Annotated in this window: 14 protein-coding genes; 7 read left to right on the plus strand and 7 right to left on the minus strand. The window is 64.2% G+C overall.

Translation table 11 applies throughout. From position 1 onward, the window contains the following. The first annotated feature begins 43 nt into the window (after window positions 1-43). A complete protein-coding gene (locus tag ACN0YJ_RS09090; protein ID WP_417477068.1) occupies window positions 44-997 on the plus strand; it encodes a hypothetical protein in 954 nt (317 codons plus the stop codon). Between the two features lie 114 nt (window positions 998-1,111). Here ACN0YJ_RS09090 and ACN0YJ_RS09095 read toward each other — a convergent pair whose 3' ends face one another. Then, complete coding sequence (locus ACN0YJ_RS09095) at window positions 1,112-1,540, minus strand: hypothetical protein (protein ID WP_417495997.1); 429 nt, start codon at window positions 1,538-1,540, stop codon at window positions 1,112-1,114. A gap of 116 nt (window positions 1,541-1,656) precedes the next feature. Here ACN0YJ_RS09095 and ACN0YJ_RS09100 point away from each other — a divergent pair, with 116 nt between their 5' ends. After that, a complete protein-coding gene (locus ACN0YJ_RS09100) occupies window positions 1,657-2,094 on the plus strand; it encodes a DUF1489 family protein (RefSeq protein ID WP_417477070.1) in 438 nt (145 codons plus the stop codon). Window positions 2,095-2,097: 3 nt separating this feature from the next. On the opposite strand, the gene ACN0YJ_RS09105 is transcribed toward ACN0YJ_RS09100, so the two are convergent. After that, window positions 2,098-2,874 (minus strand): glutaminyl-peptide cyclotransferase, encoded by a 777-nt coding sequence (locus ACN0YJ_RS09105; RefSeq protein ID WP_417477071.1) that lies wholly within the window; start codon window positions 2,872-2,874, stop codon window positions 2,098-2,100. A gap of 53 nt (window positions 2,875-2,927) precedes the next feature. Further along, window positions 2,928-3,791, minus strand: coding sequence for a pantoate--beta-alanine ligase (gene panC / locus ACN0YJ_RS09110; protein ID WP_417477185.1), 864 nt, complete (start codon window positions 3,789-3,791; stop codon window positions 2,928-2,930). An 85-nt stretch (window positions 3,792-3,876) separates the two neighbouring features. Here panC and ACN0YJ_RS09115 point away from each other — a divergent pair, with 85 nt between their 5' ends. The 4 genes from ACN0YJ_RS09115 (at window position 3,877) to ACN0YJ_RS09130 (ending at window position 6,219) form a co-directional block, all read left to right on the plus strand. Further along, complete coding sequence (locus ACN0YJ_RS09115; protein ID WP_417495998.1) at window positions 3,877-4,485, plus strand: SPOR domain-containing protein; 609 nt, start codon at window positions 3,877-3,879, stop codon at window positions 4,483-4,485. A 73-nt stretch (window positions 4,486-4,558) separates the two neighbouring features. Then, on the plus strand, window positions 4,559-5,446 hold the full coding sequence (locus ACN0YJ_RS09120; RefSeq protein WP_417477073.1) for a division plane positioning ATPase MipZ: 888 nt from the start codon (window positions 4,559-4,561) through the stop codon (window positions 5,444-5,446). A 1-nt stretch (window position 5,447) separates the two neighbouring features. Then, window positions 5,448-5,909 carry a DnaJ domain-containing protein gene (locus ACN0YJ_RS09125; RefSeq protein ID WP_417495999.1) on the plus strand — a complete coding sequence of 154 codons (462 nt, stop codon included), beginning with the start codon at window positions 5,448-5,450 and terminating at the stop codon, window positions 5,907-5,909. A gap of 172 nt (window positions 5,910-6,081) precedes the next feature. Beyond that, window positions 6,082-6,219: a hypothetical protein gene (locus tag ACN0YJ_RS09130; RefSeq protein ID WP_417477075.1), complete on the plus strand. Its 138-nt coding sequence runs from the start codon at window positions 6,082-6,084 to the stop codon at window positions 6,217-6,219. Here ACN0YJ_RS09130 and dprA read toward each other — a convergent pair. From dprA to ACN0YJ_RS09150, 4 genes are all read right to left on the minus strand, one after another. Then, window positions 6,207-7,367, minus strand: a complete 1,161-nt coding sequence (gene dprA, locus ACN0YJ_RS09135; RefSeq protein ID WP_417496000.1) for a DNA-processing protein DprA — start codon at window positions 7,365-7,367, stop codon at window positions 6,207-6,209. The genes ACN0YJ_RS09130 and dprA overlap by 13 nt on opposite strands. Before the next feature lie 87 nt (window positions 7,368-7,454). Further along, the gene (gene plsY, locus ACN0YJ_RS09140; RefSeq protein WP_417496001.1) at window positions 7,455-8,096 is read right to left on the minus strand and encodes a glycerol-3-phosphate 1-O-acyltransferase PlsY; all 642 of its coding nucleotides are present in this window, start codon (window positions 8,094-8,096) and stop codon (window positions 7,455-7,457) included. A 6-nt stretch (window positions 8,097-8,102) separates the two neighbouring features. Then, on the minus strand, window positions 8,103-9,380 hold the full coding sequence (locus ACN0YJ_RS09145) for a dihydroorotase (RefSeq protein WP_417496002.1): 1,278 nt from the start codon (window positions 9,378-9,380) through the stop codon (window positions 8,103-8,105). After that, complete coding sequence (locus ACN0YJ_RS09150; RefSeq protein WP_417496003.1) at window positions 9,377-10,339, minus strand: aspartate carbamoyltransferase catalytic subunit; 963 nt, start codon at window positions 10,337-10,339, stop codon at window positions 9,377-9,379. The genes ACN0YJ_RS09145 and ACN0YJ_RS09150 overlap by 4 nt, the downstream gene beginning before the upstream one ends. A 321-nt stretch (window positions 10,340-10,660) precedes the next feature. Here ACN0YJ_RS09150 and ACN0YJ_RS09155 point away from each other — a divergent pair, with 321 nt between their 5' ends. Beyond that, window positions 10,661-11,065, plus strand: a complete 405-nt coding sequence (locus ACN0YJ_RS09155) for an endonuclease domain-containing protein (RefSeq protein WP_417496004.1) — start codon at window positions 10,661-10,663, stop codon at window positions 11,063-11,065. The last annotated feature ends 138 nt before the right edge of the window (window positions 11,066-11,203 follow it).

Genomic DNA, 11,203 nt, shown 5'->3' on the forward strand with positions numbered 1-11,203 from the left:
TCAATCCTGCTCATCAAGAGACAGAGCAGAGGGAGCCGGTTCAATGCGTGACACTTTCATGGAGCGATTTTCCAGCAATTGGTCAGTCGAGGCGCGGCAGAAATTCCGTAGCGAGCCGGTCACCGTCCGCCATAATTACCACGAGCATCACCTGTTTTCGGACATGGCACTGGCCGCGTTGATCGAACGGCATCCGCGCGAGCTGATCGATTTCTGCACCATGGGCGATGACGCCACCGACCATGACAGCTGGCGCGCCGGCGATCCCGGTGCGTTGTCGGGCATGGAATTGATTGATGCGGTGCGTCGCGGCAAGCTGTGGCTCAATCTGCGCCATGCCATGGATCTGGACGCGCAATACCGGCCCATTTTCGAGGCCATGCTGGCCGACATGAAGCGCGCCAGTCCCGGCTTCAAGCCCTTCATGGCCGAGGCCGGTATCCTGATTTCCTCGCCGTCTGCGCAGGTCTTTCTGCATTCGGATGCCTCGGAAACCATGCTTTGGCATATGCGCGGCGTGAAGCGTTTCCGCGTCTATCCGCCCAAACTGCCTTATCTCAATACCGATGATGTCGAGGCGATGCTGCATCATGACAAGACCGAGGACATCCCCTTCAACCCGGCCTGGGACAAGGATGCCTTCACCCTCGACCTGCATCCCGGCATGGCCGTCAATTGGCCGCTGCACGCCCCGCACCGGATCGAGAACCAGTCGGGGATCAATGTCTCGGTCCCGTTCGAGATCTCGACCGCCAGATCACGCCGGCAGAATGCCGTGCTGTACGCGAATGGTGTGCTGCGCCGCCGATTGGGCTGGGTGCCGAAATCGACCCGGACTGACGGGCTGGTTGCGCTGGCCAAACAGGCATTGACGGCGGCGGTGAAGTTGCAACTCAAATATTTCGGCGCGCCGGACAGGCCGATGCCCAAGAGCGAGACGACCTTCGACATCGACCCGGCCGCACCTGACGGCTTTATCGACCGGCAGGCCGCCTAGAGCATTTTCACAAAAAGTGGGAACCGGTTTTGCGGTTCGAAAATGCGAAAATACAAAAAAACTAGAGCATTCTCATTGACCTCGAATTCAATGAAAATGCTCTAGCTGCCGGCATCAGGTCCGGGGTTTTTGCAGCGCCGGATTGAGCATGAGCAGGATGAGCAAGGCCGATCCGATTGTCAGCGTGACATAGCCCGTTGGTGCATCGAAGTAGGGATTGCCGATAATCGACGTCCAGCCAATGATGTGAACCAGGATGCTGCTCACCAGCAGGGACAGGGTCCAACGCGGTGCGCGGTGGTGCGTGTACAGCATGGCGGTGATCAGCCCGCAGCGCAGGATCGGCGCGATGATGGCGGGCAGCGGCGTTTCCTGGACCATCACCCGGACACGTTCGGGGTCTACGGTAAAAGCGTCCGCACCTGCCCAGACCAGTGCGATCTGCAGTGTGAAGAAGAGCGGCAGGATAAGCTGGGCCAGCAGTAATGCCGTGAAAAGATGGCGGGCGAAGCGCGTCAGACCGCGCTGTGCGGAGGGTTGCATGGACGTTTCTTGGCCTGAAGTTGATCGTGTGCACAGCATCTGGCTGTCCGGAGCCATTAGCAAGCATTCATGCGCAAGCCTTTGACCGGGGTGTGGATTCACCTTAGATCCCGGGCATGGCGATCCACCTGATAAAACTCTGTGTTGGCGTGAAGGAAGTCGATCAGCTCGAGGCTTCGATCCAGCGCGAAATGGCGGCGCGGCGCGCGGCCGGTGAGCCGGAAGTCACGATGCATGTGACGCGCATGATGCCGTCGCGCAAGGATGAGGTCGAGGCCGGCGGTTCGCTCTACTGGGTCATCAATGGCGCGGTGCAATGCCGGTCCGAGATCATCGCGCTGGAACAGGTCCAGGGTGAGGACGGGATCAAGCGCTGCGCCATCATCATGTCGCCGCAAGTCATCCGGACAGCGCCGTCGCCGAAGCGGCCATTTCAGGGCTGGCGCTATCTCAAGGCCGAAGATGCCCCGCGTGACCTCTCAGGCCCCGGTGAGGGCGGTGCAGGGCTTCCCGACGAGCTCCGGGCCAGGCTGATGGAAATCGGCGCCTGGTAGCGTCTATTCCGCGCTGTCGGGCAGGCGGATCTCATACAGGACCGGCCATAGCTTGCCCGTCACATAGATCTGGCCGGTCTCACGATTCCAGGCAATGCCATTGGCGACCGCATCGCGCGGATCGGCCAGGCCGGCGGGGAGCAAGCCTGTCAGGTCGACAAGGCCGGTGACAATGCCGGTTTGCGGATCGATGCGTACGATACTGCTGGTCTGCCAGATATTGGCCCAGATTTCGGTCCCGACCCATTCCAGCTCATTGATCCGCCGGACCGGACGTCCGTTGAGCGTGACGTCGAGCGTGCCGGTCAATTCCATGGTTTCCGGGTCAAGAAAACGCAATTGCGGCGAGCCGTCGCTGAGGATGAGGCGCGTGCCGTCCGTCGTCAGGCCCCAGCCTTCCCCGGCATAGCTGAACTGGTCGATCAATTCGAAACTGTCAGCGTCAAACACCATACCTGTCTGCGACAGCCAGCTGAGCATATAGATCGCGTCGCCAATCCGGGCGCTGCCCTCGCCGAAAACGGGCGGGTTGATATCGACTTGCTGCACGACATTGCCGGATTCCAGCTCGACGCGGCGCAGGCTGGACTGCCCGACCTGACCCGTGCTCTCGAACAAGACGCCGTCATGGATGAACAGGCCCTGGGTGAAGGCGGCTTCGTCATGCGGATAGGTGGCGACGAGCTCGGCCTGCTGCACCTGGGGACGCGCCGGCTGGGCACAGGCGATCAGCGGGGCGGCCAGCCAGGCCAGCAGGGCCAGCGGGAGTTGGGTTTTCATGTCACAGCGTCCAGATCGCGTTTCGAGTGATCAGCTTAGCGCCAATTCGGGCGTCAGGAAGGCGTGGCTGCACAATTATCGATCAGCCTTGTCTGGCCGAGACGGACGGCGGCCAGCACCCGCGCGGGCACGCCCAGCCGGCCTTCGCCCAGCTCTGCCAGGCTGCCCGCACAACGCACCTCCACATAGTCGACGCCATCAAAACCGGCCTGGCAGGCGTCAAGCGCTGCCTGACGGGCCTGCGCAATGCTCTGGCCGTCGGCGAGAGCCGCCGCGCACAGTTTGAGGATCTGATTGAGCTGGCCGGCGCGCTGGCGGTCTTCGGCGTTGAGATAGGCATTGCGCGAAGACAGGGCGAGGCCGTCACGCTCGCGCACGGTCTCGCCGGCGATGATGTCGACCCCCAGGTCGAGATCGCGCGCCAGCTGCCGGATCACCAGCAATTGCTGGTAATCCTTTTCGCCAAACACCGCGACATCGGGCCGGACCTGGTTGAGCAGTTTGGCGACAACCGTGGCCACGCCATTGAAGAAATGCGGCCGCGCATCGCTCTCCAGGCCGAGGGCGGGGCCGGTCATCGAGATCGTGGTGGCAAAACCTTCCGGATAGATGACTTCGGTGGTCGGCAGGTAGACGAGGTCGCATCTGGCCTCGGTCAGCTTTTGCGAATCCTCAATTACGCTGCGCGGATAGGCCTCGAAATCCTCGCCCGGTGCGAATTGGGCCGGATTGACATAAATACTGGCGACCACCCGGTCGCACTGGGCCTTGGCCAGCTGCACAAGCGCAAGATGCCCCTGGTGCAGGGCGCCCATGGTTGGCACGAAGCCGACACTCAGCCCGTCGCTGCGCCAGCTGCGAACGCGGGCGCGCAGGGCGGAAAGCGTGGTGGCATGGGGGATTTGAAGGTTGAGCATGGAGATACCGGAAAACTGTCGGCCATCGGCATAATCATAAGCGATGAGGGAGGCAAGCGCGCCGACTCGGTCTAGACGGAGTGGCATGAAAACCCTGCGACGCCTTCTCGCCTCCATGGCGCTTGTGTCCGGGCTCGCCGCATGCGCCACGACGGCCGATGCGCCGGAAGCCCGGGTCTCCCTGCCGCCGGTCGCCGAGACCGAAAATGCGCGGATCGCCGAGATCACGGCACGCGAGCTGGATCGCCGCGCCCGCCATGAGCCGGACAGCCTGGCGGAAGTGGCGCCGCAATTGCGCGCGCTTGCCCTGGCGCTGGCCGGCCCGCCACCGCAGGCGGCTCAGACTGTGCCAGGCGGGCAGCCGATGTCTGGCGCGCCGGAGGCGATGCTGACCGCGCCGAGCTTGTGGCATGGCATTCATCTCGCGTCCTACAGGACGATGGCGAACAGCGTCGCCGGCTGGGCTGAATTGCAGGCGCGCTTCCCCGGTCTGCTCGCCGATCGCGAGGCTCGTATCGAAGCGGTGACGATTCCGGAACGGGGCGAATTCCTGCGCCTGCAGGCGGGGCCCTATGATACGCTGGCGGCGGCGCGCGCCGCTTGTGCCGTGATGACCGGTGCCGGTGAATATTGCCTGCCGGTTGACTTTTCCGGTCGACCACTGGCCGATGCCGGCCCGGCCCTTTCGCGCTGACAGCCGGCACTGACAGTCTTGCCTGCTTGAACTTGTGTCGCGTTGCAGGCGCGCGGACTAGGCTACTGAAACGATGACAACACACTCTGCTTTCAAACTTCCCGCACGCCCGGTCGGCCGCGTCCGCGATGGCGTCGCCGAGGCGCATCTCATTGTCGTTGGCAATGAGAAGGGCGGCGCGGGCAAGTCGACTGTGGCCATGCATCTGGCCGTGGCGCTTATGCGAATGGGCAAGCGGGTCGGCGCGATCGATCTGGATCTGCGCCAGCGCAGCTTTTCGCGCTATCTCGGCAATCGCAATGCCTGGTGTGAGAAACATGGCGTCGAGCTGCCGCGCGTCAGCGAGATTGCCGTGGCGCCCAGCGCCCAACGTGATCTGGACATTGCCGAGGTGGAGGAGACCGAGCGCTTCTCCCATGCCCTGAGCGACCTCAAGGCGCGCACCGATTTCATCGTGATTGACGCCCCCGGGGCTGACACCCTGTATTCGCGTCTGGCTCATTCGGCTGCCGATACCATCGTCACGCCGGTCAATGACAGCTTTGTCGATTTCGACCTGCTCGCCGAGATCGATCCGGACACTTTCCAGGTCGGACGTCCCAGTGTTTACAGTGAGATGGTCTGGGAATGCCGCAAGCGCAAGGCTGCGCTGGAACGGCGTTCGATCGACTGGGTCGTGATGCGCAACCGGGTCTCGATGCTCGATGCACGCAATAAGCGGCGTGTCGGCGAAGGGCTGAAAATGCTGTCGCAACGGATCGGTTTCCGGCTCGCGCCGGGCTTTGCCGAACGCGTGATCTACCGCGAACTTTTTCCGCTCGGCCTGACGCTGCTGGACCTGACCGAAAGCGGCTCGACCCTGCCTTTCACCATGAGTCATGTTGCGGCCCGCCAGGAATTGCGGGACCTCCTCATCGTGCTGAAATTATCCGGGCTTGAGGGACAGGCCATCCCCTTCTGACATGGCGGCACTCTTTCTCGGATTTCTCGCCCTCGCAGGCTTTCTCGGCGCCGCCTGGTGGTTTTCAAGGCAGAAGGCGGCGCAGGCGGCCCGCCTGGTCCGTATGCTGCTCGGCGGAGGTGCGGTACTGGCTGGTGCCTTGTTGACCTTGCGCGGTGCGATGGCGCTGGGGGTGCCGATCGGCCTGTTCGGGCTTGGCATGCTTGGCATCGCCTATAGCGGGCCCGGGCAGAACGGGACGTCCGGCAGCTCGCCGCCGCAATCAGGTGGCAGCATGAGTCTGGACGAAGCGCGTGAAATTCTCTCGGTCGGCCCTGGGGCGACGCGTGAGGAGATCCGCCAGGCCCATCGTAACCTGATGAAGAAGCTGCATCCGGATACCGGTGGCGGTTCGGCGGCGCTGGCCCGCCAGGTCCAGGACGCGCGCGACCTCCTGCTGGCGGCCCTGAACGATCAGGATTGATCTGACCCCGAACGGGTTTATTTGATCTGGACACGAAAAGGTTGTATTGCTGCTGCCCGGGTTGGGAGTGAGGGCCATGAAACCTTCAGGCGGGAACGGCCACAGGCGCAAGGCGAAACAGCGTGACCTGTTCGGACGGAGCCCCCGCGTCGAGGCCGGTAGAGACCCGGCGATGAGCCTGATTGCACTGGATTTGCGAGAAATGAGCGAACGGGCGCTGCGGGCCGGACTGGGCCGTTCCAGCAGTTTGATCGAGGTCGCGGCGCTGATGGTCGAGCTCGAGGGTTCGGTCATGCATCAGGATGACTGATTGGCCTGCAAAAGTCCGCCCGGCAAAATACTGACCTCCCCGGCCATTTCCAGTTCCAGGATTATAGCGCCGATATTCCCGGCGGGGATCGCCGCCTGGCGCGATAATTCATCGGCCGAAATCGGTGTCGGCGACAGCAGGGCGCGGACGCGATCAACCGGCCCGGCGGGCGCGGGGATATCTTCGCCCTGTTCCGGCATCGGCCAGTCGACCAAGTCGAGCGCGTCATCCTCCAGACCGTCGGCCTCATGGCCGGGTCCAAGCCCTTCGCGCTCGATGGCCGGGGTGTTTTCCAGGATGGCCAGGACATCCTCCACGCTTTCAATCAGATGTGCGCCGTCACGCAGTAATTGATTGCCGCCCCTGGCGCGCGGATCGAGCGGCGAGCCGGGAACAGCCATCACTTCGCGGCCCTGTTCAGCGGCGAAGCGGGCGGTGATGAGCGAGCCGGATTTCACTGCCGCTTCAACCACTAACACACCGGTCGACAGGCCGGAGATCAATCGGTTGCGGCGTGGAAAATCGCGCGCGGTCGGCAAGGTGCCCAGGGCGACTTCGGAGACCAGCAGGCCCTGTTCGGCAATCGCGTGGTGCAGCTCGTAATGCTCGGGCGGATATATGTAATCCAGCCCGCCAGCGAGAACGGCGATGCTTCCGGTCTCCAGTGATCCGGCATGGGCGGCGCCATCAATACCGCGGGCCAGGCCGGAGACAATCACAACCCCGGCCGACCCCAGACCATGGGCAAGCTGGCGCGAAAACCGCAGGCCCGCCGCCGAGGCATTGCGCGCGCCGACCATGGCACAACAGGGTTTTGTCGCCAGTTCCAGATGCCCTTTGACGAGGATAAGTGGCGGTGGTGCGGGGATGCAGGCGAGGGCGCGGGGGAAATCCGGTTCGCACTGGGCCAAAAGACGTACGCCGGCGCGATCTATGACGTCGAGTTCGGCTTCTGCTGCGCCGCGCGGCGGGATGGCGGGGCGCGGCGATCCGCTTGTCCTGGCAAGGCCGGGCAGGGCGTCGATGGCGGCTTCAGCGCTGCCGAAACGGGCGAGCAGGCGGGCAAAGCTGACCGGGCCGATGCGCGGTGTCCTTGCCAGGCGCAACCAGTCACAACGCTCGCTATAGCTCAATTCTTGCCGTGTCACCGGCCCTCCCTATCTGCCCTGCTATTGTCTGCCCCCGGCTATGCCGCTGCTCTGTCCCCGGTCTGCCCCTGGTCTGCCTTGGGTTCGCTATTGGTCTGCTATTGTCTCGCTGTCGGCTGGCGCTTTCTTGCCGGTACCGATGCGGGGCTCCTCACCCTTCAGGATGCGCCCGATATTCGCACGGTGCAGCCAGTAGATCATGATCGCCAGAAGCCCGGTCATGATCGCAACATCGAGGCGCCCGAGGACAAGTGCGGCGATCGGCGCCGCCAAGGCGCCGATGAGGGCACCGAGCGAGGACATGCGGAAAATCGCCACGGTGACCAGCCAGCTGGCAATCACCGCCAGCCCGACCGGCCAGGCGACGACCAGCACCGTGCCGACGAAAGTGGCGACACCCTTGCCGCCCTTGAATTTCAGCCAGACCGGGAAGCAATGCCCGGTGAAGGCGGCGGCGCCGGCGATCAGGCCGGCCGTGGTGCCGAGGAAATAACCGAAGATCGCCGCGGCGATCCCCGCCTTGCCGGCATCGAGCAGCAGGGTGGCCAGCGCCAGATCCTTGCGCCCGGTACGCAGCACATTGGTGGCGCCGATATTGCCCGAACCGATGGCGCGGATATCGCCGAGCCCGGCCAGCCTGGTGATCACCAGGCCGAAGGGAATGGAGCCGAGCAGATAGCCGCCCAGCGCCGAGCCGAGATAGATCGTGATCATGGCATAGAGGGTCATGGTGTTTTACCCGTCATGGTTGTGTATCATTGCGCCTGCGACGAAGCTTTGCAAGACCCGTCCCTGGAAACGGCGTCCGGACCAGGCGCAATTGGCGCGCGGCGAGGCCAGCGCGTCGGCATCGACCACCCAGGGAATATCGCCATCGATCAAGATGAGGTCGGCCGGAGCGCCGGCGGAGATGCGCCCCTGAGGCAGGGCGAGCAGGTCGGCGGGGCCGCTGGTCAAAACACGCAGGGCGTCGATCAGCTCCAGCTGGCCATCATGCACCAGGCCGAGCATGGCCCCGAGCATGGTCTCGACACTCAATGTGCCGGCAATCGCCAGCGCGAAGGGCTCGCCCTTGTCGTCAAACGGGGTCGGGCGGTGATCGGAGACCACCGCATTGATCTCGCCATTGATGACGGCCTCGACCAGGGCGCGGCGATCCATTTCCGAGCGCAGCGGCGGATCCATCCGGAAGGCTGAGTCGAGATCGCCGGCGTCGGTCTCATTGAGGGTCAAATGCGCCACGGCCACGGTCGCCGCGATTTCGATATCGCGGGAGCGGACATGGCGTAGCGCATCAAGCCCGGCCTCGGTCGAGAGGCGGTCGATCAGGAGTTTGCCGCCAGACAATTCGGCCAGGCTGGCATCACGCTCGATGGCGATGCGTTCGGAGATGGCGGGTTCCGATGGCAGGCCCATGCGCGCCGACCAGTCGCTCTCCAGCGCAACCGTGCCCGCGGAAAGCTCGGCATCGGCGGGGCGTGAGGCGAGCCAGAAATCAAACTGGCTGGAATAGGCCAGGACGCGCCGCATGACGCGGCTGTCGCGGATCGGCCGGTCGCCATTGCCAACCATCACTGCACCGCAACGCGCCAGCAGCCCGATCTCGGCCATCTGCTCGCCTGCAAGGCCGACTGTGGCACCGCCGGCGGTCATGAATCGCACATCGTGATCGCTGAATGATCGCACCAGCGCAGCCAGGCTGTCAGGGCTGTCCTGCGGGGTGCGCGTATTGGGCGCCAGCATGACCGTGCCGACACCGCCACGCGCGGCGCCCGCCGCCAGAGAGGCCAGGGTCTCGCCATCGGGGGTAAGGCCCGGCTCACGCGCGGCGCGCAGATCGATCAGGGCGGGCGCGAGGATGCGGCCACGCGCATCAATGATCTCGTCGGCCTGGTCGATATCGATATCCGGTCCGGCCTCGAGGATGATCCCGTCTTCAAACACCACGCCGCCGGGACCGTCAAAGTCAGAGGCCGGGTCGACCAGGCGCGCATTGATGATGGCGGTGATCATGAGCCGGCTCCCTTGCGGATATTCGTGCCGATCAGTTCCAGCATCGCCATGCGGACCGCGACACCGCTCTCGACCTGGTCGAGGATCAGGCTGATGTCCGGGTCGTCGGCGAGGCGGGTATGGATCTCGACACCGCGATTCATCGGCCCGGGATGCAGCACCAGCACGTCCGGCGAGGCCGCTTCGAGGCGTTCATGGGTCAGCCCGAACAGATGGAAGAATTCGCGCTCCGAGGGCACGAAACCGCCGGTCATGCGCTCTTTTTGCTGGCGCAGCGCCATCACTGCATCACAGCCGGCCAAAGCCGCGTCGAGATCGTGAAAAACCTCGACACCCCATTGATCGACATCGGTCGGCAGCAGGGTTGGCGGCGCACACAGGCGGATCTCGGCGCCCAATATGTTCAGCAGGCCGATATTGGAGCGCGCGACGCGTGAATGCAGGATATCGCCGACGATCAATATCCGCCGGCCGCCGACCGAGCCCCAGCGCTGGGCCAGGGTGAAACTGTCGAGCAGGGCCTGGGTTGGATGTTCATGCATGCCGTCGCCGGCATTGATCACGGAAAGCCCGGTCGCCTCGGCGAGGAATTTCGGCGCCCCGGTGGCCGGATGGCGGACAACGAGAATGTCCGGCCGCATCGCGGCGAGCGTGCGCGCCGTATCCGACAGGCTTTCGCCCTTGGAGGCCGAGGAGGAGGCCATGGCGAAATTCACCACATCGGCGCCCAGCCGCTTGCCCGCCATCTCGAAACTGCCCTGGGTGCGCGTCGAGGCCTCGAAGAAGAGGTTGAGCACAGTCAGCCCGCGCAGGCCGTCCGAGGCTTTGTCCGGCGTCCGGTTGCGCTTGAGGAAGACCTCGGCGCGCTCAAAAATGATCGCGATATCAACGGGGTTGAGGTCAGCCACCGAAAGCAGGTGACGGTGAGGAAAGTCGTAGGAAAATTCCGCGCGGCTCATCCCGCCTCCCGCTTCAAAGCGACCCGTTGAAGGGGTCGGCGCGGTATAGGCGGCGAGCGGGGGCGTGGCAAGGGGGGCAAGTCCCTCTCCGTGAGGAGAGGGCGCCCGGCAGGGCGGGTGAGGCGGGCGATGTGGACATCTGCGGACTGGCGCCGCTGTTGCCAATCTCCGGGCGTGGAGGTTGTCCGCCTCATCCGGCGCTGCGCGCCACCTTCTCCTCACGGAGAAGGAAGGGTGTTGTGATTTGCCCGCATGAGGTGTATAAAGTCTTCATCTGTCGAATCGCGCGAGTTGTCGACTTCGACCGAGGTGGGAGGCCCAATGATGCCCAGCCAGCGTTATCCCCAAAAGCACCTCCACCTCGCCCGCGCGATGCGCCGGGAGCAGACGCCGGCTGAAGCGCGGCTCTGGTCGCGTTTGCGCAATGGCAATCTGATGGGGATCAAATTCCGTCGCCAGGTGCCGGTCGGCCCCTATATCGCTGACTTCTTGTCCCGGCAGGCACGCCTGGTTGTGGAGGCCGATGGCGGCCAACACGGCGAGCAGGAAGCCTATGACGCGCAGCGAACCCGGTTTCTTGAATTTCGCGGCTACCAGGTCCTGCGGTTCTGGAATCATGACATTCTGACCGATATCGATGCGGTGATGCAGGTCATCGGAGAAGCCGCCCATTGGGCCACGCATCCTGAAAACCCCGATGCCGGTCGCTGTCTTCCCTCTCCGTGAGGAGAGGGTGCCCGGCAGGGCGGGTGAGGCGGGCGATGTGGACATCTGCGGGCTGGGGCCGCTGTCGGTAATCGCCGACGTGGGCGGCGGGCCGCCTCATCCGGCGGTGCGCGCCACCTTCTCCGCACCGAGGAGGGA

This window comes from Maricaulis sp., assembly GCF_048270095.1.
Classification (GTDB): domain Bacteria; phylum Pseudomonadota; class Alphaproteobacteria; order Caulobacterales; family Maricaulaceae; genus Maricaulis.